Annotated in this window: 24 protein-coding genes; 8 read left to right on the top strand and 16 right to left on the bottom strand. The window is 45.1% G+C overall.

Annotated features, from left to right (window positions below):
• Nucleotides 1-23: 23 nt before the first annotated feature.
• Both ACLWOR_RS10055 and ACLWOR_RS10050 read left to right on the top strand, forming a co-directional pair.
• The gene (locus ACLWOR_RS10055) at nt 24-329 is read left to right on the top strand and encodes a polyhydroxyalkanoic acid system family protein (protein WP_413940571.1); all 306 of its coding nucleotides are present in this window, start codon (nt 24-26) and stop codon (nt 327-329) included.
• A 6-nt stretch (nt 330-335) separates the two neighbouring features.
• On the top strand, nt 336-1433 hold the full coding sequence (locus ACLWOR_RS10050) for an RNA polymerase factor sigma-32 (RefSeq protein WP_413940570.1): 1098 nt from the start codon (nt 336-338) through the stop codon (nt 1431-1433).
• Between the two features lie 56 nt (nt 1434-1489).
• On the opposite strand, the gene ACLWOR_RS10045 is transcribed toward ACLWOR_RS10050, so the two are convergent.
• From ACLWOR_RS10045 to fliL, 12 genes are all read right to left on the bottom strand, one after another.
• A complete protein-coding gene (locus ACLWOR_RS10045; RefSeq protein WP_413940569.1) occupies nt 1490-2275 on the bottom strand; it encodes a FliA/WhiG family RNA polymerase sigma factor in 786 nt (261 codons plus the stop codon).
• Nucleotides 2276-2342: 67 nt separating this feature from the next.
• Nucleotides 2343-3173: a MinD/ParA family protein gene (locus ACLWOR_RS10040; RefSeq protein WP_413940568.1), complete on the bottom strand. Its 831-nt coding sequence runs from the start codon at nt 3171-3173 to the stop codon at nt 2343-2345.
• Nucleotides 3170-4615 (bottom strand): flagellar biosynthesis protein FlhF, encoded by a 1446-nt coding sequence (flhF, locus tag ACLWOR_RS10035; protein WP_413940567.1) that lies wholly within the window; start codon nt 4613-4615, stop codon nt 3170-3172. Before flhF ends, ACLWOR_RS10040 begins: the two co-directional genes overlap by 4 nt.
• Nucleotides 4605-6704 carry a flagellar biosynthesis protein FlhA gene (gene flhA, locus ACLWOR_RS10030; RefSeq protein WP_413940566.1) on the bottom strand — a complete coding sequence of 700 codons (2100 nt, stop codon included), beginning with the start codon at nt 6702-6704 and terminating at the stop codon, nt 4605-4607. Before flhA ends, flhF begins: the two co-directional genes overlap by 11 nt.
• Nucleotides 6704-7765, bottom strand: coding sequence for a flagellar biosynthesis protein FlhB (gene flhB, locus ACLWOR_RS10025; protein WP_413940565.1), 1062 nt, complete (start codon nt 7763-7765; stop codon nt 6704-6706). Before flhB ends, flhA begins: the two co-directional genes overlap by 1 nt.
• A 32-nt stretch (nt 7766-7797) precedes the next feature.
• Nucleotides 7798-8577, bottom strand: coding sequence for a flagellar biosynthetic protein FliR (fliR, locus tag ACLWOR_RS10020; RefSeq protein ID WP_413940564.1), 780 nt, complete (start codon nt 8575-8577; stop codon nt 7798-7800).
• A 6-nt stretch (nt 8578-8583) separates the two neighbouring features.
• Nucleotides 8584-8856: a flagellar biosynthesis protein FliQ gene (gene fliQ, locus ACLWOR_RS10015; RefSeq protein WP_413940563.1), complete on the bottom strand. Its 273-nt coding sequence runs from the start codon at nt 8854-8856 to the stop codon at nt 8584-8586.
• 8 nt (nt 8857-8864) lie between these two features.
• On the bottom strand, nt 8865-9617 hold the full coding sequence (gene fliP / locus ACLWOR_RS10010) for a flagellar type III secretion system pore protein FliP (protein ID WP_413940562.1): 753 nt from the start codon (nt 9615-9617) through the stop codon (nt 8865-8867).
• On the bottom strand, nt 9614-10303 hold the full coding sequence (locus tag ACLWOR_RS10005) for a FliO/MopB family protein (RefSeq protein WP_413940561.1): 690 nt from the start codon (nt 10301-10303) through the stop codon (nt 9614-9616). Before ACLWOR_RS10005 ends, fliP begins: the two co-directional genes overlap by 4 nt.
• 15 nt (nt 10304-10318) lie before the next feature.
• Nucleotides 10319-10690, bottom strand: coding sequence for a flagellar motor switch protein FliN (gene fliN / locus ACLWOR_RS10000; RefSeq protein WP_413940560.1), 372 nt, complete (start codon nt 10688-10690; stop codon nt 10319-10321).
• 8 nt (nt 10691-10698) lie between these two features.
• On the bottom strand, nt 10699-11724 hold the full coding sequence (gene fliM, locus ACLWOR_RS09995) for a flagellar motor switch protein FliM (protein ID WP_413940559.1): 1026 nt from the start codon (nt 11722-11724) through the stop codon (nt 10699-10701).
• 9 nt (nt 11725-11733) lie between these two features.
• Nucleotides 11734-12270 (bottom strand): flagellar basal body-associated protein FliL, encoded by a 537-nt coding sequence (fliL, locus tag ACLWOR_RS09990; RefSeq protein ID WP_413940558.1) that lies wholly within the window; start codon nt 12268-12270, stop codon nt 11734-11736.
• A gap of 308 nt (nt 12271-12578) precedes the next feature.
• Between fliL and ACLWOR_RS09985 the strand changes: the two genes are divergently transcribed.
• Nucleotides 12579-12863 (top strand): hypothetical protein, encoded by a 285-nt coding sequence (locus ACLWOR_RS09985; RefSeq protein ID WP_413940557.1) that lies wholly within the window; start codon nt 12579-12581, stop codon nt 12861-12863.
• Between the two features lie 53 nt (nt 12864-12916).
• Here the strand turns inward: ACLWOR_RS09985 and ACLWOR_RS09980 are convergent, their stop codons facing one another.
• Complete coding sequence (locus ACLWOR_RS09980) at nt 12917-13441, bottom strand: hypothetical protein (RefSeq protein ID WP_413940556.1); 525 nt, start codon at nt 13439-13441, stop codon at nt 12917-12919.
• Nucleotides 13442-13551: 110 nt separating this feature from the next.
• On the opposite strand from ACLWOR_RS09980, the gene ACLWOR_RS09975 reads away from it, so the two are divergent.
• The 3 genes from ACLWOR_RS09975 to ACLWOR_RS09965 all read left to right on the top strand — a co-directional run bounded on the left by ACLWOR_RS09975 (nt 13552) and on the right by ACLWOR_RS09965 (nt 16619).
• Entirely contained in the window at nt 13552-14544 is a 993-nt protein-coding gene (locus ACLWOR_RS09975) for a hypothetical protein (protein WP_413940555.1), read from the top strand.
• Between the two features lie 118 nt (nt 14545-14662).
• Nucleotides 14663-15904 (top strand): hypothetical protein, encoded by a 1242-nt coding sequence (locus ACLWOR_RS09970; RefSeq protein WP_413940554.1) that lies wholly within the window; start codon nt 14663-14665, stop codon nt 15902-15904.
• Nucleotides 15905-16079: 175 nt separating this feature from the next.
• Nucleotides 16080-16619, top strand: coding sequence for a hypothetical protein (locus tag ACLWOR_RS09965; protein ID WP_413940553.1), 540 nt, complete (start codon nt 16080-16082; stop codon nt 16617-16619).
• A gap of 38 nt (nt 16620-16657) precedes the next feature.
• Here ACLWOR_RS09965 and ACLWOR_RS09960 read toward each other — a convergent pair whose 3' ends face one another.
• Nucleotides 16658-17497: an inositol monophosphatase family protein gene (locus tag ACLWOR_RS09960; protein ID WP_413940552.1), complete on the bottom strand. Its 840-nt coding sequence runs from the start codon at nt 17495-17497 to the stop codon at nt 16658-16660.
• Between the two features lie 99 nt (nt 17498-17596).
• Between ACLWOR_RS09960 and ACLWOR_RS09955 the strand changes: the two genes are divergently transcribed.
• A complete protein-coding gene (locus tag ACLWOR_RS09955) occupies nt 17597-18463 on the top strand; it encodes an SPOR domain-containing protein (RefSeq protein ID WP_413940551.1) in 867 nt (288 codons plus the stop codon).
• 60 nt (nt 18464-18523) lie between these two features.
• Here the strand turns inward: ACLWOR_RS09955 and ACLWOR_RS09950 are convergent, their stop codons facing one another.
• The gene (locus ACLWOR_RS09950; protein WP_413940550.1) at nt 18524-19126 is read right to left on the bottom strand and encodes a hypothetical protein; all 603 of its coding nucleotides are present in this window, start codon (nt 19124-19126) and stop codon (nt 18524-18526) included.
• Nucleotides 19126-20439 (bottom strand): hypothetical protein, encoded by a 1314-nt coding sequence (locus tag ACLWOR_RS09945; RefSeq protein WP_413940549.1) that lies wholly within the window; start codon nt 20437-20439, stop codon nt 19126-19128. The genes ACLWOR_RS09950 and ACLWOR_RS09945 overlap by 1 nt, the downstream gene beginning before the upstream one ends.
• 161 nt (nt 20440-20600) lie before the next feature.
• On the opposite strand from ACLWOR_RS09945, the gene ACLWOR_RS09940 reads away from it, so the two are divergent.
• Nucleotides 20601-22895, top strand: a complete 2295-nt coding sequence (locus ACLWOR_RS09940) for an ATP-dependent helicase (protein WP_413940548.1) — start codon at nt 20601-20603, stop codon at nt 22893-22895.
• The last annotated feature ends 9 nt before the right edge of the window (nt 22896-22904 follow it).

Below are 22904 nucleotides of genomic sequence, written 5' to 3'. Positions count from 1 at the left end.
TTCACCTTTACAAAGGACAAACCATGCCCAAATTTACGATCGACCATGTGAGTTCGAGCAATCCCCAAGAGGCTTACTCGAAAATTAAGGAGTTTTTAAGCAACGATCAGGACATTCGACGCTTTGACCCAAAACTTCAATGCACGTTTAACGACGGTGGCATGAGCGCCAAAATGAACGGCGCTCAATTTAAAGCGGATATGTCAGTTGCGGCATCAGGTAATGGCAGCAAGGTCAGTGTAACAGTCGACCTCCCATTGATGCTGACTCCTTTCAAAGGTAAGGTCCAAGAGACGTTACAGAAGAAACTAGCTAAGTATTTAGCTTAAAGGACTATGGCAAAGACCAAAACGAAGGCGACAGAAAAAACCACTAAGAAAGCGTCTCCTAAAAAGACGCCTGCGTCTTCGCGTCCGAAAAAGGCAACAGCTCCGGAAAGAAAAACCGTCGTTGCCGAAATTGTTGAGGATCAACCAACAGAAGAAGTAGGCTCGGAAGAAGCAGAAAAAGCTTATTCCCTTAGCACACATGATGAAGAATTCGATCTGCCTGAGGAAGGTCCTGAAGACAATAAGCAGCTTGCGATTGTCGACACGTCCTCTAAAGCCCTCACGACAACGGATCCCCTCCTTCAATATTTAAGTGAAATCCGTCGTTACAAAGTTCTATCTCGTGAAGAAGAACAAGCATTGGCGAAAAAATACTTTGAATCAAAAGATCCAGCAGCTGCCGAAGCATTGGTAAAGGCCAATCTTCGCTTTGTGGTAAAAATTGCGGCAGAATATTCTAAATTCGGTTCAAAAATGATCGATTTGATTCAAGAAGGAAACGTCGGGCTGATGCATGCCGTGCGTGAGTTCAACCCTTACCGTGGCGCTCGTTTGATCACCTATGCGGTGTGGTGGATTCGTGGTTACATCCAAGAGTTCTTAATGCGCCAATATTCAATGGTGCGTATCGGGACAACTCAGAACCAACGTAAATTGTTCTACCAGTTGCAAAAAGAAAAAGACGCTCTGGATGCCATGGGAATTGAACCCAATACGGCATTGCTCAGCAGTCGTTTGGGAATTCCTGAAGACGAGGTTCGCGACATGGCTCAGCGTATGTCGGGTCGCGATCTCAGTTTAGACCGTCCGATTGATGAAGATGGTGGCACAAGCCTAGGTGATTTACAGAAAAATCACAACGATCAGCCATTGGATGTTCAATTGGAAAATGCGGAACAGTTGGCAATCCTCAAACAAAAGATCGAAGAAATACGCCCCGAGCTTTCCGCGCGTGAGAAAATTATTTTGGATGAGCGTATCTTGAACGATGACCCACTGACACTACAAGAGATCGGCGAAAAATACGGGATCACCCGTGAAGCCGTCCGTCAGATGGAAGCCCGCCTGATGAAGAAAATCAAAGCCAAGATGGAAGAACAATAAAAAAGGAAGACCGAAGTCTTCCTTTTTTAATTTCCAATTTCTAATCTCTAATTCTATTACGCGACTTCGAGTTCGCCTGCACCGATCGTAGCAGCAAGCTTCGCACGAAGACGAGTCACAGCCTGAGCATGGAGCTGAGACACGCGGGACTCAGTTACACGCAATACTTGGCCGATCTCTTTTAAGTTCAAATCTTCATAGTAATACAAAGAAAGAACCAGGCGTTGTCTTTCAGGCAATTCTTCAATTGCTTGAGCGACAACTTCTTTGATGTTTTTAACATTCAATTGATTGAAAGGGCTGTTTGTACGAGAGCCTTCCAAGATATCCATGATGGATTTTTTATCCGTATTTGAGAACGTCGTCGCTTGGTCAATTGGGAGAAGGCTGACAGGGCGAACTTGGTTCACAAGGTCATGGAACTCTTCGATTGTGCAATTCAATGCTTTGGCTACTTCTTCGTCAGTCGCGGCACGACCGAGTTCAGCTTCCAATTGCACCATTGTTTTATCGAGAAGTTTTGCTTTATCACGAATCGAACGTGGAACCCAGTCTTGCGCACGCAATTCATCCAGAATCGCACCACGAATACGGAATTCAGCGTAAGTTTTAAATTTATTATCACGAGTGGAATCGTATTTCTCAATCGCATCCATCAAACCGATAACACCGGCAGAGATCAAGTCATCAAGCTCGATATTAGAGGGAAGGCGCACAGCAATTTTCTGTGCGATAAACTTGATGAGTGGAGCGTATTCTTTAATGAGATCGTCTTTTTTATTGGGAGCGAGCTGACGAGGCTCCTCTTTGTACTTCTTCAACAGTGCCGCATTTTTCCCCATTATTTCTCCCTCTTAGATCCATGTTAACAAACAGCGTTTCGGACTCAAAGTCCAATTCTGTCAGGTCCTACGCGATTCCTACGACCTGATCCCAAAACATTTGCATCCCACCGTTACTTTCAATCTGGCGTGATGTTCTCTCAATCTGTAAAGAAAGCTGACGAATCGCTCTCGCAGATTCCGCTGCAGGATCGTGTCTCACGATGAGACGTTGCAGCTGATTTGCCTTGCGAAGAACCGGATCATTTGGCACTGAGCCTAAGTAATCTAGACCAATGTAGAGAAAGCGGTTCACGACTTCATTGAAGCGTTTAAACAAGCTCAAACCCTCTTCTTCATCGCGCACTTCATTGCACACAATTGCAAAGCGGTTCACCTTATATTGACGGTTCAAAACTTTAATCAAAGCATAAGCATCGGCAAAGCTTGCAGGCTCTGGGGTGATCACCACAGACACCGTTTGCACAGCAGAATTTAAGAACAGAACATTTTCTGCGATACCTGGAGCTGTATCGATGAGTAGATAATCAAAACCCATCGGCAATGTGTTCACTGCTTCCATCATCGCTCTTCTTTCAAAGTGATTCATATGGTTGAAATCAACCACACCGCTACCACCAGGAATCAAAAATACGTCTTTAGAAACTTCAACTAGGATATCTTTCATCTCTTTACGGCCCGAGATGATATCGTGAATACTTCCTTCCGTTTTCACACCGAAAAGAATGTCGACATTGGCCATTCCCAAGTCGCCATCTAAAATCAAAACCTTTTTTCCAGCGTGAGAAAGATTCAGCGCAAGGTTTGCAACCAGAGTTGTCTTACCGACGCCACCTTTTCCCGATGTCACGCTTATCGTGCGGGTTTTGTATAGATCAAGTGCATTCCCTCTTCTCATACAGCCTCAGAATCTCTTTGTTGAAGTTGAGTGATACGGAAAATCAAATCCAGCAAACGTTCTTTAGTCGCAAACTCAAAGTCCTCTGGAACTCGCGAACCGATACCGAACGAGTGAAGAGGTGTTGAGAAGCGTTTCATGAAGTTATAAATAGTGCCGTGCTGAGTAGACTCATCAAGGCCCGAGAAGATCACGTCTTTAAACCCAAGAATCGAGTAACGACGACCAAGCTCTGTTGCATCGGTGTCTTTGGCATTTGCAGAAAGAACCAAATGAATCTGCGGATTCATCACAGCAGGCGGCAACAAGCTACGGAGCATTTGAATTTCATCTTGGTTTTTCAGGCTCAAACCTGTGAAATCTACAAGCACACAGTCGACATTTGCCAAATAGCGCACCAACTGGTTCCAATCGTTTTGCGAGCGAAGCACTGAGAATGGAACATTCAAGATTTGCGCATAGATCTTCATTTGGTCAGCAGCACCCACTTTAAAAGTATCTGTTGTGAACAGTGCAACTTTTTTACCTTCACGAACAACCATGTGGCTGGCCATTTTAATCATCGTTGACGTCTTACCTGCACCTGCCGGTCCGACGAAACAATGAATTTTTCCTTGGCTTGGATTGCTTGCAATCAATGTTGTATCCAACACGCGACGAGCCACCCATGCTTCTACCAAAGCTTTATTTTTCAATTTCAATGCAGGAATGGTTTCTTGTGCTTCCGTCAACATTTCTGCTGCTATCTCAGCGCCGACGCCTGACTTCACAAGTTTATCGAAAACGAAACTGAGGTCATACGAAATACCATAGTCTGCACCAGGATGTTGAGTGCCCACAAAGCTTTGCGGCATTTGTTGGAACTGAGTGATCACTTGGCGCAAACTTTCGATTTCAGTTTTAAGAGCACGAATTTCTTCGCTCTCTTTTACTTTCGCAGCTACAGCTTGAGCTTTTACCGCTGAAACTGGAGCTTGCACTGGAGCAGGTTTTGCTGCGGGCGCGCGTTCTTGTTCAGCGAAAGCATTCAAAGCACGGCGAGCAGCTGCTTTGACTTTCTCTTCAGAAATACGCTGTTGACGATTAAATTCCACTTCATCTTCATCGATATCAATATAGCGACGTTGTGTGATGGGTGGAGGCGTTTGCGCTTTTTGCACATGCTTTTCCACCATCTTTTGGATGATTTCTTTTTGCTGGCGAGCCGGAATCTTTTGGAAGCGCTCCAAATCTTGATCGCGCAGACGAGACTCTGCAAATTTTTTCTTTTGTAGAGTTTCTTCCGAAACAGCGGCTGTGATTTCAACGCTGCCCTCACCTACAAGTCCGTAGGATTTATTATTGTCCCTTGCGGAAAGAATAATGGCATCCGGACCCAACTGGGTCTTGACCATTTCCAAGGCCTCTTTCATTGTTCGGGCTTCAAATTTCTTAACCTGCATGGCTCATCTCCACAAGTGCGACAGAATTAACATCCGCATCCGAAGTCAGCTCGCTATGAGACAAGACCACAAGTTGCGGGATGAATCTGGAAATCAATTTATACAAGTGACGGCGCGAAGTCGGACTTGTCAGCAGGATCGGCTGACTTGCCACTTCAGGATGATTTTCCACTGCGCGCGCGATTTCATTGATCAAGCGATGGGCCGTATTTGGATCCATCACCAACTGAACTCCTTGCTCTGTTTGTAGCAATGAGTTCGCGATCAACTCCTCAATATGAGGATGCAGTGTCATAACTGGGATATTTCCCATTTCAGTTGTGTATTTCAGAGTGATTGAACGAGCGAGTGCCTTACGGACAGACTCTGTCAGCACTTCGATATCTTTCGTGCGAGGTGCTTCGTCAGCCAACGTTTCAAAGATTGTTAACAAGTTGCGAATAGAAACTTGTTCTTTGAGCAATGCTTGCAAGACGCGAACAACAGATCCCAAAGACATTTGATCCGGGATAAGCTCTTCGACCACTTTTGGATGAGACTTTTTGAAGTTTTCCACGAGTGTTGAAGCTTCTTGACGACCCAAAAGTTCGTGAGCATGACCACGAATGATTTCTGTTAAGTGAGTTGCCATAACTGTTGGCAAGTCCACCACCGTGTAACCCGCGATCTCGGCATCTTCTTTGCGGTTTGGAGAAATCCAAAGAGCATCGAGACCAAAAGCTGGTTCTTTTGTTGGAATACCTTCGACACGCTCGCTGACATTTCCTGGATCCATCGCAAGCAGCGCCTCTGGACGAAGAGTTCCACCGCCGACTTTTGAACCCTTGATCATCAAGCGATATTCCCCCGGAGCCAACTGCAAGTTGTCACGGATATGAATGCTTGGAACCACGATTCCCAGATCCAAAGCGAATTGCTTACGGATACTGACTATACGCTCAAGCAAGTCACCGCTTTGGTCAGATTCGACGATGCTGATCAAACCATAGCCAACTTCAAGCTCGACCATATCAAGTGGCAACATCGTTTCGATGTTTTCTTTAACAGGTACGTTTGCTGCTGCTTCAGCTTGTGCTTTTTCGGCAGTTTCTTTTTCTTGACGGAATCTTCTGATAACCCAAGAAAGACCACCCAAAAGGCCACCCATGAACAAGAACGGAATTGTTGGAAGCCCCGGAACCAAACCAAGAAGAACCAACACACCACCTGAAATCATAACGGCACGTGGGTTCACGAGAAGTTGGCTTGTGACCTCTTGACCCATGTCTTTATCAGAATTTGAAGTACGAGTAACGATCGCACCGGCTGCTGTTGAAATAATAAGAGCTGGGATCTGCGAAAGAAGACCGTCACCGATCGTGAGCATCGTGTAGTACTTCGCTGCAACTTCAATCGGAAGACCTTTTTGGATAACGCCGATACACAAGCCACCCAAAACGTTGATCAACGTAATGATGATACCGGCAATAGCATCACCACGTACGAATTTCGAGGCACCATCCATCGCGCCGTAAAAGTCCGCCTCTTGTTCGATTTGACGGCGGCGTTTACGAGCTTCGGTTTCTGTGATGTGACCCGAGTTCAACTCGGCATCAATCGACATTTGCTTACCTGGCATCGCATCCAAAGTGAAACGTGCAGCGACCTCAGCGACACGGCCCGAACCTTTGGTGATAACGATAAAGTTGATCACGATCAGGATCACAAACATGATGAAACCGATAACATAGTTTCCGCCGACGACGAAGTTCGCGAAAGATGCGATCACGTCACCGGCTGCTTTTTCACCTTCATGTCCATGAGTCAGAATCAAACGTGTTGTTGCTACGTTGAGGGACAAACGGAATAAAGTCGTCATCAATAGTAACGACGGGAAGGAAGTGAAATCCAAAGCTCTTTGCGTATAAATACTCACGAGCAAGATCAAAACACTGATCGCCAGAGAGAACGTTAAGCTGATGTCCAAAAGAAGTGGCGGCAGTGGAATAATCATCACGGCCAAAATCGCCAAAAGACCGAATGCGATGAACAAATCGGTGTTCTTGGTGATCTTTTCAAATCTCTTCAGAAACTGAAAAACTTCTTCCATTATCTTTTCTTCCTACGCAAACGATAAACATACGAAAGCACTTCGGCGACTGCGACGAAAAGCTCTCGAGGAATAACTTGACCAATTTTCATTGTTTTAAAAATAGTACGAGCCAGAGGCTTATTCTCCACAATTGGGATATTGTGTTCACGAGCGAGCTCTTTAATTTTCTCAGCTACGTGATCCGCACCCATGGCGATCAATTGTGGAGCTGGCAAATTATCAGAATATTTTAGGCAAACCGCGATATGTGTCGGATTCGTGATGATCACATCAGCCTTGGGAACTTCAGCCATCATACGCTTCGAAGCCATTTCACGCTGAATACGACGAATGCGAGATTTGATCATCGGATCACCCTCGCGTTGCTTATGTTCTTCTTTGACCTCTTGTTTGGTCATCATCATTTTCTTTTCAAGATCCCAGCGTTGATAAAAATAATCTGCCGCTGCGATGACGAACATGATAGAACCCACACCACCTAAAAGCTTAACGATAACTTTCCCGATGTACTGAAGGATCTGCTCCATGTCGTATGTGAGCATGTATGGAATCTGATGAACTTCACCGCGCAAAAGGAAGTAAAGCACAACACCAATCGCTCCCATTTTTAAAATGGACTTTAACGCTTCAACAACGGCGCGAAGGCTAAAGATTCTTTTGAAACCATCAACTGGATTTATTTTTTCAAACTTCGGAGAGAGGGCGTCTTCAACTTGAAGGAAACCAACTTGCACGATGGAAGAAGCTGCACCGATAATTCCGGCAATCGCCATCACAGGTGCAATTAAGATAAATGCTTTTTCACCGTTCATGCGGAATGCTTCCGTGAAATTACCTTCACGAACGGCACGAACCATATCTGGACCGAATGAATAATGGAAAAGTTCGTAGAAATTCTTAAAGAAGAAGCGACCCAATGCATACACGCCACCAGCCGCAGCTAATAATAAAATAGCTGAACCTAGTTCACGTGAATGCGCAACGTTCCCCTGCTTGCGGAACTCTTCCCGCCGCGCGTCCGTTGCCTGTTCGGTTTTCTCGCCGCCCTCGTCAGCCATTTCGTTCCTTCCTAGAACTTAAAAGCTTTATCTTATAAGTGTTTCATCACTGCAAAAAGTTTGCTTGCTGTGATTTCCACCAATCCATTCATTTCCATTACTAGCAGTGGCAAACATAAAAATACCACTGTCATTCCCAACATGATCGTCACTGGCATACTCGTGACCAAGACGTTGATCTGGGGAACTGCTCTACCCAAAATACCCATCGCTACGTTCACAACAAGAATGGTCACTAGAACGGGCGCACACATTTTAATCGCTAATATCATTGCTGTTTGACCGAATGCCGCCATCTCTGCAAAGGGACCGACATTCAAGGACAGCGAACTGACTGGAACCAAATCGTAGCTTTGCGCAATTGCACTGATCAGCATGTGATGACCGTCAATTGCCAAAAACACCAAAGTTCCAATCGTGCTGTAGAATTGGTCGATGGTATTTCCATGACTCCCCAACATGGGGTTATAGAGTTGCGAGGCACTCAGGCCCACGGACATCGAAACAAGATCCCCTGTCATAGTGACAACAAAGAAGAAGATCCGGGTTAAAAACCCAAGCGACAACCCTACAATCAATTCTCGCACAGCTAACCCAATGATTTCATTAGAGATAGCTAAGTAATCTACGTTCCCGATTTTCACCACCGGGAAGAGAATCATGCTCAAAACAACCGAAAGCAAAACCTTTACAGGCGTGTTGACAGTTGGAGAGCCAAAGAAAGCGGAAGACACCATAAAGGCGAGCATGCGTAGAAGAATCAACGCAAAAAGGAGAATTTGAGCTTCCGTTAAAGCCGTCCAATTCAACATCGAGGTCTATTCCCTCACCATCACAGCGATGCTCTCAAAGAGATTCACTGTATAAGAACTCATCACATCCATCATCCAAGGGCCCGCCAAAACAATCACCAGCGCAATCACGATCATTTTTGGAATGAACGTCAAAGTCGCTTCATTGATTTGTGTGAGGGCTTGGAAAATACTCACAGCCAAACCCACAACCAAAGTGCTAATAAGCATTGGAGCTGCGAGCATCGCAGTTGTTCTCAAAGCATCTTGACCTAATTTGATCACTAATTCTTCTGTCACAACTCACCTCACCCGAAGCTTTTAACCATTGAACCGATTAAGAGACCCCAACCATCCACAAGAACAAACAACATGATCTTAAATGGAAGCGAGATCACAACCGGCGGCAACATCATCATACCCATCGCCATCAAAACGCTGGCTGCGACGATGTCGATCACCAGGAAGGGCAAAAAGATGATGAAACCAATTTGGAAAGCCGTTTTAAGTTCAGACACAATAAATGCTGGAACCAAAATCATCGTAGAAACATCTGCACGTGTTTTTGGTTTTTCAACTTTCGAAAGTTTAACGAACAACGCTAGATCCGAGTCACGCGTTTGATTGAACATAAACTTACGAAGTGGCGCGAGTGTCGCATCCAAGGCTTGGTCTTGAGAGATCTTACCTGCCAAGTACGGCTGAATACCGTTTTTATTCATATCATTGAAAAACGGCTGCATCACAAAGAACGTTAAGAACAAAGCCAATCCGACCAAGAGTTGGTTTGGTGGCATCTGTTGCACACCCATCGCTTGGCGAAGGAAGGACAAAACGATCAAGATACGAGTAAAACCCGTCATCATGATCAAAATCGCAGGTGCCAAAGTCAGCACCGTCATGATCAAAATTAATTTTACCGCATTCACAACTTCATTTGGGTTGTCTGCTGTTTTAAATCCCAAATTCACAGTCGGCAAAGTCACCTGTGCAAAGGCTTGATGCCCGAACAACAGGATCAAAGGCAAAACAAGTAAGCCTAATAAGAGTTTCTTATTCACTGAAAAGACCTCATGCCTTTTAAACGTTTGGAAACGATGTCTTTAATACCGCTGATCGCAAATTCTTCATCTGGATCCAGATCTTTAGCGCGTTTGCGAGGGGCTGGAGTTTCTTCTTCTTGGTCTTCTTCGATGTCAGAGAAAGAAACGCCTTTGCTGCCAAGAACTTTTGTGAAATTACCTGGAGCTTCTTCTGGTACTTCATCATCAAGCAATGACAATGACTTGATCATATTGATGTTGTGATCTGTAACACCGATCAAGATCGATTCTCCAGCCACACGTACGATCGCCAAGCTTTTCTTTGGTCCCAGGTAATGTTGTTGCAAAACTTTGATTTGCGTTTGGTGCTTTGAACCTTTAGGAATGGAGTACTTGCGCAAGAAGATAAAAGCTCCTGTGCCGACCACACCCAAAATTGAAAGAGTCATCATGATTCTAAAAAGACCGCTGCCTTCAGCCGCTGCATTCTTTTTACTTTCTAGATTCAAAGGAATCTCAGACTCTTTTCTATTGTCTGTTTTGATTGTCGAAGCTGAAGTTGCCGCTTCTGCTGCTGCCACTTCTGGAGCCACCGCTGCTTCTGTCGACGCAACAGCCGCTTCTGCAGCAGGGGGTGCTGCATTTTCATTGGCCTGCGCTACACAAACCGAAACAATCAAAACTAGAGAAAGCAACCAACGCATTTTATAACCTCTTTATTATCTGAGTTGTTCCACACGCTCAGCCGGAGAAATGATATCCGTCAAACGTACACCGAACTTTTCATTGACCACCACGGCCTCACCGCGTGCGATCAATTTGTCATTTACGTAAACTTCCATTGGCTCACCGGCCAGTTTGCTCAATTCAATGACGCTACCTTGAGTGAGGTTTAAAAGTTCACTCACTGGCATTTTTGTACGACCCAACTCAACTGTTACTTTGAGTGGAATATCCAAGATCAAATTCAAATTGCGATCTTTCGATGCATCTTCAGCACTTTTCTTAGCTCCACCGCCGCCGCCAGAGGCCATGCTTGTTGCTTCTGCTACGAGCTGATCTGCTAAGTTGTCCATTTTATCGTCAGTCATTCATCCCCCTATTTCGTCACCGGACGAGTGACTTGAACTGCCACCGTGCCATGATGTATTCCGTAATAACCTTTAAATTTTTTAACACCTTCAAGTTGAACATCGAATTCGCCAGTCGCATCTTGATCCAAAGGAATCACGTCGCCGACTTTCAAGGTCATCAAATCACGCAATTTGATTTCCGTTTCGCCCAAGTTCACTTGCACTTCGAGGTCTGTTCCCAAAAGCTGCTCGTGAATGATAGATGTCCAAAGTTTTTTATCCGTTTGATCCGATTCAACTTGGAAACCCGTTTGAAGTTTCTGCTTGATCGGCTCAATAGTAGCGTAAGGAATCACGATGGAGATCGTGCCGGTCGCATTTTCAAGCTCTACGTCAAATGTTGAAGCGATAACTACGTCTGTTGGAGGAACGATACCCACGAACTGTGGGTTCACCTCTGTACGAACAAACGAGCAACCGATTTTCTCGATTGAAGCCCATGCCGCTTCCAGATCATTGATCGCAAGGCCTACGACCTTTTGGACAATGGAAAGTTCAATTGGGGTAAAATCTTTTCCGTCAATTTTTGTATAAGGGCGATCCGCTCCACCAAAGAAGCTGTCGACCAAGGCGTAAGCTAATTTACTTTCAATAACGAAAAGAGCGGAACCGCGAAGGTTACCGAATCTCAGAACCGACATGCATGTTGGCATTGGAAGAGTGTTGATGAACTCTCCGAACTTCAAAAACTCTGTCGATGTCAAAGTGATCGACGCGATTTTACGAAGTGCTGATGACAACGAAACGCGGAATGCACGCATGAATTTCTCGTAGATAACTTCCAACTGTGGCAAACGACCGCGGATAATACGGTCTTGGCTGGTCAAATCGTAAGTAACAACTTTCGATTCGTCGACCTTGCCATTGCCTCCACCAGCGCCGCCGCCACCGCCACCACCAGATGACTTCGGTGATTCAGACGTCGTCACGTCGCCATCAGAAACCGCGGCTAACAGGGCATCAACTTCACTTTGCGATAGAACCTGATTCATAGTCCTGCCTTAGTTATAGATAAACTCAGTGAAGAATACGTTTGAGATCTTTCCTTGCACGAGGAAGGAGTTGATGGTGTCTTTGATTTCCGTCTTCAACCCATCTTGACCTTCACGCGAAGAAACTTCGTCATAACTTTTGCTAGAGAGAATAATAATAATGATGTCGCGAATTTGCGCTTTACGCTTATCGATTTCACCAAGGCTGTGTTCGCCCTTCACCTCAAGCTCCATATTGACCTTAAGGATCTTACGACCTTTAGCGCCGGCAAGATTCACAATGAATGTTTCAAGAGGAACAACTTTACCGATGATTTCTTTTTCTTCAGTTGCTTCTTTATGTTGAGCTTCTGCTTCACCTGCGATCACATGATCGATTTTTGGTTCAGCGGCTTCTTTCTTTTTGCCTTGCCAAAGCATGAAACCAACACCTGCAACCACCAACATATTAATGACGGCTAGAGCAATTAGTAATATAGGCTTTTGTCCAGAACCACCGCTCGGTCCAGACGACACATCTGCTGCTGCCGCTTTTTCTTCAGCCACTTCATCCTCCATGATGAAAGAGACCACACACTGATCTCGAACAGATTATAAGCAACTCGAATGCCAACACGTCTTCGGTCTAGTCTAGGTGACTGCGGTCCAACATATTTGATTTCAGGCAATTTTTGCCGCTCAGGAAAATGTTGCCCTTTCACTTTTTCATGACGCTAGTCAAAACTTTGGCGTCAAAAGAGCCTTGATTGTTGAAACATTTGGGTGCGTCTCTCTTGTGAAAAGCACACCAAAAGCGCGAAATAGAAGGTGTAACAACAGCCGAGAAAACTCGACTTAGATCAAGTGAGGTTTTTATGGACAAACAAATGTTTGAAGGAAAATTTAGCGAGATCTCAGGAGCATTAAAACAGAAACTTAGCAGCTTGAATCTGACAGAAGAAGAAATAAGAAATACCAACGGTGACTTTGATCAAATTGTCAGTCTTGTTGCCACAAAACTGGGAGTGCCAGAAAGCGAAGCCAGAGAAAAAGTAAAACAAGTGATGAGCAGTTTGAATATAGATGAAAGCTCGACACAAAGTTTCTCAGAAAAAGTGGCTAAGACATTCGATGAAATTAAAAATAAATTTATTCATTAAAATTTAGATAAAGCGTCGATCACCCTAATGCCCTCTTATGAAAGAGGGCTTTTTTATTCGATCGTGCCAGGTTTTGTGCGTTTGGCTTGCAACAAATAATGAATACCAATCATACCACTATAGTCATTCGCCGACTCGCCCGTTTTGCTGGTGACGGATTGCGAATAACGGCCTTCCAACATAGCGCCCCAACTACCACTGTTCCATAGCTGAAACATCAAAGATAAATCAAATCCATATTCAGTAATGTCTTCGGCCGAAGTGCTTTGCGTTTGATCAGGACGCAGACTGCTAAAGTCCGTCGAAGGTGAGCCTATTGTATAGGCTGAATAAAACGAAAGCGATGCTGAAAAATACGAGGTCGGCCAATAACGATATCCCAAAGTTATATGCAATAGTTCAGTGCTTTGGCTGAGGTAGTTGCCTTCTACCTCGCGCACAAAAAGTTTTGGCATATAGAAGGTGCCAATTTCCAAACTGCCACGATCATTCGCGTCACCTAAAATTAAAAGTCCCACGCCCGAAAGATATGCGGAGTCGACTCCAGAGCGCGTGTCGTCGAAAATTGTTTTTCGCACGGAGGGGCCAAAGACAACTGAAATATTGCCCGAATGTGGAGTATACGCAAAACACGCTCCACTATTGATTAGCAAAATAAGGAAAAGAACACCTATAATACTTCTCACCCATGAAGATTAAGTTTAGGTTCGCTCAAAGTTCAATGAAAATCTTGCGGGGAAAATTTAAATTTTTCTCTCTGGGCGCACTGTTATTTTTCAGTACCCTAAATGCTTTTGCCGAAGAAGCGACACCCCCTGCACCCGAGTCTCGCGAAACCAATTGGGAAGAAGCCCTCATTCAAGGCAATATCAATATTTCAGAATGGTTTGACTCCTTTGCTGATGGCCTGGATTTGTTTTTAGTCGGCAAACGCGTGACGAAACGTCAGAATCAGACACGAATTAATATTGAAACTTCTTTCGTCACCACTGAAATCGAACCGTTTTCGAGCGCTGCCAATCTGGGTTTCAATTTGCAACTTCCCAACGTGGAAGAATACTGGAGCTTAAAATTCAGTTCCTACGATGAACAACAAGAGCAGCGGAACTTAAAAAACGCCTATCTGCGGACGACGCCGCGACAAAAAAGTTACGGTGCGACCGTGGGGCTTTTAGCAAATCTCGGTAAAGTTCGAACGCGCTTTGAGCCGCGTATTGAACTTCAGGATCCTCTCAAGGTTTCGCACTCTCTTACTTTCGACAGTATCGCCAAGACGAAACATTTTGAAATCAATCCCGAGTTGGAACTTTATGCCAACTCAGATGTCGGTGTCGGTTCCGTGCAAAGTCTGAATTTCTATTTTCGCTTCACCAACATTTACTCGATGACACTTTTAAATCAGGGTAACTACGAAGAGAAAAGTCACTTCTACAACGTCGACAATGGAATTTCTTTTGGACAAGTCATTGATGGAAGTTCAGGGCTTTCTTACAACTTGATTTTTAACTCGAATAACAGAGCTCACTACCACCTTGAGTCTTACAATATCTCTCTATCCTATTCGAAGGTTCTCTATAAGAGAATTTTGGACTTCCAGCTGATTCCCAACGTTGATTTCGCTGAGGACCTGGGCTTTAAAGGTGTCGCTGGCTTAACTTTAAACATCAACCTGCAGTTTTGATGGCCGTCCGATCACTCACGAACTTTCTTTTTTAAAAACTGTCCCACTCTGAGAATGAAACCATACTTCATTTTTCCCTCCTGCCGATGAGCCCTATACTTATTGTGAGGGGACTTTCATGCAATTTAGATCGACCATTTTTAAACTCGTTCTTTGCTCGAGCATTTTGACCGTCTCTGCTTGCTCACAAAATCTTGGTTCCGCAACACTTCCATCCGCCGACCCCGGAAATTCGACTTCAGGAACAAGACCCAATCCGTCTCCGTCGCCTTCTCCATCTCCTTCGCCAACTGCAACGCCGAAGCCTTCACCTTCTCCAAGTCCAACGGTGTCACCGTCACCATCGCCATCTCCGTCTCCAAGCCCAACAGTTTCACCGTCTCCATCACCATCACCAAGTCCGTCTCCAACGCAACCAACTCGCGCGTTTAATGGCGTTCGTCCTTATGGACCGAAGGCTCCTTGGAACATTCCAGTGGCGAACTTACCTCGTCATCCAGAAAGCGCTAAATACGCTGAGTATCTTTGGAATGACTTTGCTGGAAAAATTCCAGAACTCAATTTCCGCAAATACACCTTCCCCGTTTACGATGCGACCAAAGCAACTGATCAGTATGTGATCAAAGACACAAACAATTGGGGAAATCTAAACGGCAAAACAGTTCCGTTTAACCCCACATGGAAACCCAACGCCGGAACAGATTCGCAAATCATCATTCTAGATCCTGCGACAGGAAAAGAATGGAATCTCTGGGAAGTCGTTGTCGACACAGCATCCAAACAAATCACAATCGGTAACGGTAACTTATGCCCAGGTGACTACCTCACCAACAACTGGGACAACAAAGCTACCAAATGTACAGGCTCACGCGGTGTTGGTATCAACTACCTTGCGATGCTCGTAAGACCGTGGGAAATCGAACAGGGTAAAATCGAACACGCGCTTTCCATGCCAATCATCGGAACCTCGGGACAAACCTACGTAGCCCCAGCAACAAAGCTTGAGCACCCAGGTAAAGTGGGAAATATTCCGGAGGGTATGCGCTTTGCTCTAAACGTGACTTACGCTGAGATCGATACCTACGTAAATTCTCTCACAGCACTGACGGCTGCTAAAAAGAAAGCCATTCGCGTGATCTTGGTTGCACTGAAAGATTACGGCTGGTTTGTCACGGATACTGCCGGTGGACACACCTTGCACTTTGAAGCACCCGAGTCAGCTCAAGCTGAATGGGAACGCATCGGAGTTCTGCCGGGGCAGTCCGTCAACGGTATTGAGCATCCACGCTTTACTCTTTATCCGTTCTTAACGAAGGACCGAATCATTACAATTGTTCCGAGCGATCAATATCCGCAATAAAGCGACTTCTAAGGCCCGCTTTAAATACACAAGTTAGATCAAGGGGCCGCTCCCACGACAATTGCATTGCGTTAATTATTCACTGTTAAAAAGCAGAGCTTGAACTCTGCCCAAAATCCACTAAAACCGCCTGGTTCGGGTAATTTCAAACAATTCTCAGATTAAAGAGGTAACTATGAAAGCACTAATTATGGTTCTCTCCTTGATGGGTTTTGGTTTCTCTGCTCAAGCTGGCGTATCGATCGTAAAAGCTTTCGATGGTAACGTTGCTTACTGCAATCAAGAAACTCGCCTTAAAGGAAAAGTCATCCAAGTTGAAATGACAAACGTTGTATCAAACGATTCTCAAGACGATGCGACAATGACTGTGTCTCTCGTGAAATGCGAAAACGGTTCTTGGGTGAAAGACACTCAACCTTCTGTTGAAAACTACACAGCGCCAAATGGCGAACAAGTGAAAGTTACCTACAGCAACTACGAACTTCTAATCGTAAATAAAAACTACGACATCGTATTGCAAACTGAGTTGTCCCACTTAAACACTGTGAACAACACTCAATCCGCACAATTCTCTTTGGTGAGAACTCGCGATGCAGGACAAATTTTCGAAGCTTCTATCCGCGCAATCAAACACGTGGAAGCTAGCGGCGGACAAAAATTCTCCGAAGTGATCAACTTCGGCGTCTTCAACGTACGCCTCACCGACATCAACTAGTCTGAAATAAAAAGACCGGCTCTCTGGCCGGTCTTTTTTTAGTTCGTTTCGTTCTTAATGATCGGCTGTATTCTCTGCTGCAATTCATTCACAACAAATTTATTTCCCGCGATGATTGAGTTTTTATAAGGCGTGTATTCGTCACCTCGATATGTTGTAACAACGCCTCCCGCTTCTTCGACTAACAAAATACCCGCTGCCGCATCCCACGGTTGGATATTGCGCTCCCAATAACCATCAAAAACACCACGTGCAACTTGTGCTAAGTCATAAGCAGCAGCCCCAGGACGGCGCACCCCACGGCACTGGCGCACGATGCTGTCGAAAATCTGCAACTGTTCCGCAATCACATGTTCATGCTCCGCCACAAATCCTGTTGCTAAGAGTGCATCTTTAAATTTCTCCGTCTTGCTGACGCGCAGAGGACGACCATTTACGAAGGCACCTTGCCCGCGAATCGCTGTATAGGTTTCTTTGAGCATCGGTACATCAATAACAGCCAATTGAATTTTACCGTCAATTTCCAAACCTAAGCTGATGCAGAAAATTGGAAAACGATGAATGTAGTTTGTCGTTCCATCTAAAGGATCCAAAATCCAACGACCGCGAGAACCCGCAGAAGCCCACTGGACTTTGGCCCCAGCGGCATACGATTCTTCGCCAAGGAACTCTATGTCAGGAAAATTTTTCTTAAGATGATCCGCAATGACACGTTCCGATTCTTTGTCGGCTTCGCTCACTAGACCTGCTTGAAACTTTTCTTCGATGTGTTCTAAGTTACCGAAATAATTAAGAAGCACTTCGCGTCCAAGGCTCACAGCTTTGATTGCTTGACCTAAGACTTGCTTCCAATCCCTTGATTTTACGCTATTTTCCACGCCTTCCCCTTTTGGCCAGGACTCTCAGATGATTGACCAGTTCCGCGACTTAAAGCTACCATGAGAATAGAGTCAAAGGAAGGACTCGAAACTAAGCACATGGCGAGTTTAAACATGAGGATTGAAAAAATGGCTTCAAAAACAGATGCGGTTGTAAAACTAGTACTAGTTTTCTTTATTTCTCTTTTGTCTTTCTCCATCGGGACTTTCGTTGGAAAGAAATATAGTGACAACCAACATCAACTAGCTGCGCTTGAACCACAAAAAACTGAAAAAGCAGAACGCTCTATCGCTTCCGCTCATGAAGAAGGTGGCGCAGCTGCAAAACCAGGCGCCATGACGGATGAAGAGATCGCAAAACTTGCAGAAGAATTCGTCGCTGATGAAACAGCTCCAACAACAGTCGCTGAAGGTCATGGCGAAGGCCACGATGCTCCGGCTCACGGTGCTACTGCGAAAGTTGAACCAGGCACAGTTGCTCCAGCAGGTCACGGTGGTGGTCATGAAGAAGCTGCTGCACAAAAACCAGATGCTAAATCGGAAGCTCACTCTCCTCGTGGCGCAACCAAAGGTCACGTAACTGCAACTGAAGAACCTTCTTCTGCTGCAAAAAACATCGCTTCAGGAAAAGCTCCAACTGAAACTCAAACTGCTCCTGCAAAAGCAGTTAAACCAGAAGATCGTCGTCCATCTGCTCTTCCTAAAGATGTGGCTGCATTCTCTGTCGGTAAATTCACAGTGCAAGTGGCTTCATACGCTGACGAAGCGGAAGCACAAAAATTTGCTTCTGAACTTAAAGACAAAGGTTACAGCGCGTTCTACATCCCAGCGAATATCAAAGGTAAAACTTGGTACCGCGTAAGTGTGGGTCAGTTCGCCACACAAAAAGAAGCTCAAGCATACCGCTCAGAATTCTTGAGCAAATCAAAAGTCGGATCTGCGATTGTTCAAAAAATCACAGAGTAAGATTTAAATTCTCATCGCCAAAAACTAAAAAGCCTCGGGAGACCGAGGCTTTTTTTATTTCTAAAGATTCATAAAGAAACCGATGCGCAGAACACCACTCCCGGTCGGGTTTGGTTCAAAGTCCGAGGCTATGAGGGCTCGTCCTTCCAAAGCACCTACGAAACCGAAACTCTCTGACAACGGCATTTGCAATTCCGCACCTAAAGAAAGTGCTGACATAATTTTATAATCAGAATCAGCGGTATATGAATTCCCCAAAGAATCTTGAGTCGAAACTTTCTCTAAATAACTTCCAATACCTGCACCGCCATAGAGGCTCAAACGATTTTTGGTCCATTTATGTTCATAGGCATGCCAACGAACCCAGCCGACCACTTCTTGGTGCTCGCGATCGACTGACAATGAAGCGTTGCCGGTATTCACGTTGAAGCTTGCATACTCCATTAAGAAATCGAGCTGCTTTTTTTGAAACCCAAAAGCGATATTCAATGGACGACGATCTGCCCAATCTAAATCAGGTGTCTTCTCATAGCGAGCTTCGATACCGAGTAGGTAGGCTTTCAAAAGAGACGGCGGTTCAGGTGGAACTACTTTAAGACGACTTTGCTGGGCAAAGCTTACGGTGGAGAATAATAAAATCAGAGTCGCGAAAAAAGCGCGCATTATTTAGACTCCGAAAGTGTGAAGAACGAATTTTCCGTATCAACTTTGTTTTCTTCACATGACCACGGCTTGTCGCTAATTACATTCACAACAGAAGCCAAGTACTCACACTCACTGGATTTTAATCCCTCAGTATTCCGAGCCAAAAGCTGAACAACAACATCCGCGCCAAGATTGTTTTCATCGATCTTTGGCAAAACCTTGAGAAGTGTTTTTGCGACAAACTTTCTTGCTTCAAGATTTTCAATCTTTCTTTCCTGCGCTATTTTTTCTGTGAAAACTTTCAGAAGGCGTGCATACCGAGTGCCCACTTCATACGCGAAGCCAAGCTTATATTGGTCATAGCAGTCTTTCACCTGTGTGGATGCGAAATCTGCACATTCTTCTTTCAAAGAACTCAAACGAGTTTTCACTGTTTCAATTGCAAACGGGATATCTGTTTGACGACCGTCTACTTTCAACGTGCGCTCTTTTGCTATTGGCAATGAGAGTGCGACAAAGTCAGGATCGCCTGTATACATCCAACCCCAAAAATCGGCGAAACCCTCATTGAGACCGCGCAAATAAACTTCATTCGCATCACGCTTGATCGCCGCGTTTTCTGTTGGTTCCGTATCAACTTTAAAATCAATGCCATCGTCTTCTTCGATTTTAACAGGAGCATCCGTGTTTTTTGTGAGCTCTGCCAAACTGTGAACGCTGGAACGAACCGGTTGAGTCATTTTCACAAGTTTATAAAACAATGAATGGAAATGCTCGTGCGCCAAAACACCGGCATTCACGGCAATTGGAAGATTCGATTTTGTATAACGAACAAAGAACATGGCATCAGCGGGGCCGTAGTATTGAGCGTTGTTTTCAAGTCCACCCTCTACTCGAACGGCAACACCGATATCGCGAGGCCATTTGTTTACACCCTTGGCACCTAATTCATCGTCAAGAGCTGCAAGTCTTTGCATGTGAGCGTAGATAGTGAAAAGTTCGAGAGTGAAGTTGTCTGAAGCAACGTAAGTTCCGTCCCCTGATTTCACATAACGAGCCGATGGCGAAGGACCGGACATTATTTCTCTGCCGTCCTGTTTGATGATTCGAGGAGCAACCATGAAATTTACAAAGCGCCCGGCAACAGCTTTCAGGTCGTCCACTCCCACCAAAACGAAAGGGTGAAAACCGTAGCTGCCATTTGATTGAGGCATGTAAGTAAGGACCTTGGTGTTTCCGGACTCGGATGTGGAATCAAAATTGCCGCTACAAGAAACGACAGTCGCCAGAGAGGTGACACAGAGAATGATTCGACCAAAAACACGCTTCACAAACGCCTCTTCCCGCACTATAAACGGAGGTCCCTTCGAAGGGATTCGACTAAATGCGTTATATTTGTACTGGATTCGAGCCTGAATCTCATTAAAAACCAAGGTGTTAGCTAAGATTTTCAGCCTTCACCAAAGTTTAGACAGCAAGCCATAAGGGAACCATGGATATACTTGATTTTGTTACGAAAAATCTAAACCCTGCGCAAAAAGAAGCCGTTGAAACCCTCGAAGGCCCTGTCCTCATTTTAGCCGGCGCTGGCTCTGGCAAAACCCGCGTTTTAACCCACAGAATGGCCAATATGATCGGCCAAGGCGCGGCGGCTCCAGACGACATCCTTTGCGTGACCTTTACTAATAAGGCCGCCAAAGAAATGGAACATCGTATTTATAAACTTTTGAGCGATATGCAGATCGGCATTCGCAGCCAACTTTGGATCAGCACATTTCATAGCTTCTGTGTTCGCGTTTTGCGCCAACATATCACGCTTCTCGACTACAAACCGTTCTTTGGAATCTACGATTCTTCGGATCAGTTAAGCCAAATTAAAAAAGTCATGAACGCGCTGAACATCAACGACAAGATGTATCCAGCAAAGAACTTCCAAAGCCGCATCAGCAGCGCCAAAATGCTCGGCATGGGACCTGAGGAATTTGGTAAGGCCAACAAGCGCTTGATGGACGAAAAAACTGTCGCGGTTTACAAAGCCTATGAAGCAGAAATGCGTAAAGCAAACTCTTTGGATTTCGATGATCTTTTGATGAAGACGTATGAACTTTTCCGCATGTATCCTGACGTTTTGAAAATGTATCAGGATAAATTCCGCTTCATCATGGTGGATGAGTATCAAGATACCAACCACATTCAATATTTGCTTGTTCAGTTGCTTGCAAAAGCGCACCGCAATTTGTGCGTGGTCGGTGACGAAGATCAATCGATCTATAGCTGGCGTGGTGCGGATATCAAAAACATCTTGGACTTCGAAAAGGATTTCCCTGAAGCCAAAGTTATCAAGCTTGAAGAAAACTATCGCTCTTCAGGAAACATTGTAAATGCAGCAACAGCTGTTATTAAAAATAATACGGAAAGAAAAGATAAAACTCTTTTCACTTCCAATGCTGATGGCGATTTGATTCAAGTGCATGAAGAACGCAATGAATACGATGAAGCTCGTTTTGTTGCAAAAACCATTCAAGCAATGATGAACGAAGGCACGGGCTCGTATAACGACTATGCGATCTTCTATCGCACGAATGCGCAGTCACGCGTGCTTGAGGAACAACTTCGTACGATGTCGATTCCTTATCGCCTTGTAGGCGGCGTGCGATTCTATGAGCGCATGGAGATCAAAGACATCTTGTCTTACTTGAAGTTAGCTATCAACCCAGCTGACGATATTGCCTTCAAACGCATTATCAATGTTCCTGCTCGTGGAATTGGTAAAACGACGATTGAAAAAATCGAAGAGTACGCGCATCAGAAAAATATGACTCTGACGGAAGCGGCAGGCAAAGCCGTGGAAGAGCGCCTTTTCAATGCAGGCACTTCAGGGAAAATTCGCCGCTTCCTTGATTTGATGGAAGAACTGCAAGCCAGCGCCCATCAATTCAAGATTCTCGATTTCTATCACATTGTTTTGGATCGCACCGAATACTTGCAAGCCTTGAAAAAGGACGAGTCACCTGAATCGCAAGCACGCATTGAGAACTTAGAAGAACTCGACAATGCCATAGCCCAGTTCGTTAAAGAGCGTGGTGAAGAGGCGACTCTCACAAGCTTCCTTGAGGAAATGGCACTCGTGAGTGATGTCGACAATCTCGATCAAAAGCAAAACTCTGTGACAATGATGACTCTGCATATTTCGAAGGGTCTTGAGTATCCGTACGTCTTTGTTGTCGGCCTTGAGGAAAACCTTTTCCCAAGCAGTCGCTCGTCTGAGAGCGAAGATGAAAGAGATGTGGAAGAAGAACGCCGGCTGGCTTACGTGGGCATGACCCGCGCTCGTCAAAAATTGTGGCTGACTTACACCAAAATGCGTCGCGTTTGGGGCCAAGAACAGTTCAATCCTCCGTCACGTTTCTTGAAAGAGATCCCAAAAGACTTTGTCCAATTCCATACAGCTGTCGAAGCACCTCGCTTTGTTAATAGATATGGCTCGGGGTCTTATCAGGATTCAGACTTTGGCGGCGGCGGGTTTGGTAAAACCAGCGGGGACCGCAACAGAATGCGCCCGTCTGACGATTTTGAATCGCAAGATTTCCCAGATTACGATGATGATTCCTCAGGAAGTGGAAAATCTGCTTATTCTAAAGGCATGAGAGTCCGTCACCCTACATTCGGCGTCGGGACCGTGTATTCGACCGAAGGCACTGGCGAAAACTTGAAGGTCAGCGTCATGTTTACGGATAACACCATTAAAAAATTCGTCGTGAAGTACGCTCGCTTAGAACGCGTTTAATCAGAGATT

It is taken from the genome of Bdellovibrio sp. HCB2-146, assembly GCF_047345725.1.
Taxonomy (GTDB): domain Bacteria; phylum Bdellovibrionota; class Bdellovibrionia; order Bdellovibrionales; family Bdellovibrionaceae; genus Bdellovibrio.
Note: the sequence above shows the minus strand (reverse complement) of the source record. Positions and strands in the feature narration are given on the sequence as shown.

Bases quoted from the DNA above. Each gene is read 5' to 3' on its own strand.
- ACLWOR_RS09955 (WP_413940551.1), top strand. From the start codon at position 17,597: ATGGCGAGTTTAAACATGAGGATTGAAAAAATGGCTTCAAAAACAGAT.
- flhA (WP_413940566.1), bottom strand. From the start codon at position 6,704: ATGGAAGAAGTTTTTCAGTTTCTGAAGAGATTTGAAAAGATCACCAAG.
- ACLWOR_RS10050 (WP_413940570.1), top strand. From the start codon at position 336: ATGGCAAAGACCAAAACGAAGGCGACAGAAAAAACCACTAAGAAAGCG.
- ACLWOR_RS10045 (WP_413940569.1), bottom strand. From the start codon at position 2,275: ATGGGGAAAAATGCGGCACTGTTGAAGAAGTACAAAGAGGAGCCTCGT.
- ACLWOR_RS09970 (WP_413940554.1), top strand. From the start codon at position 14,663: ATGCAATTTAGATCGACCATTTTTAAACTCGTTCTTTGCTCGAGCATT.
- flhB (WP_413940565.1), bottom strand. From the start codon at position 7,765: ATGGCTGACGAGGGCGGCGAGAAAACCGAACAGGCAACGGACGCGCGG.
- ACLWOR_RS09975 (WP_413940555.1), top strand. From the start codon at position 13,552: ATGAAGATTAAGTTTAGGTTCGCTCAAAGTTCAATGAAAATCTTGCGG.
- fliR (WP_413940564.1), bottom strand. From the start codon at position 8,577: ATGTTGAATTGGACGGCTTTAACGGAAGCTCAAATTCTCCTTTTTGCG.
- ACLWOR_RS09985 (WP_413940557.1), top strand. From the start codon at position 12,579: ATGGACAAACAAATGTTTGAAGGAAAATTTAGCGAGATCTCAGGAGCA.
- ACLWOR_RS10005 (WP_413940561.1), bottom strand. From the start codon at position 10,303: ATGCGTTGGTTGCTTTCTCTAGTTTTGATTGTTTCGGTTTGTGTAGCG.
- fliM (WP_413940559.1), bottom strand. From the start codon at position 11,724: ATGAATCAGGTTCTATCGCAAAGTGAAGTTGATGCCCTGTTAGCCGCG.
- flhF (WP_413940567.1), bottom strand. From the start codon at position 4,615: ATGCAGGTTAAGAAATTTGAAGCCCGAACAATGAAAGAGGCCTTGGAA.
- ACLWOR_RS10040 (WP_413940568.1), bottom strand. From the start codon at position 3,173: ATGAGAAGAGGGAATGCACTTGATCTATACAAAACCCGCACGATAAGC.
- ACLWOR_RS09965 (WP_413940553.1), top strand. From the start codon at position 16,080: ATGAAAGCACTAATTATGGTTCTCTCCTTGATGGGTTTTGGTTTCTCT.
- fliN (WP_413940560.1), bottom strand. From the start codon at position 10,690: ATGACTGACGATAAAATGGACAACTTAGCAGATCAGCTCGTAGCAGAA.
- ACLWOR_RS09940 (WP_413940548.1), top strand. From the start codon at position 20,601: ATGGATATACTTGATTTTGTTACGAAAAATCTAAACCCTGCGCAAAAA.
- ACLWOR_RS10055 (WP_413940571.1), top strand. From the start codon at position 24: ATGCCCAAATTTACGATCGACCATGTGAGTTCGAGCAATCCCCAAGAG.
- ACLWOR_RS09950 (WP_413940550.1), bottom strand. From the start codon at position 19,126: ATGCGCGCTTTTTTCGCGACTCTGATTTTATTATTCTCCACCGTAAGC.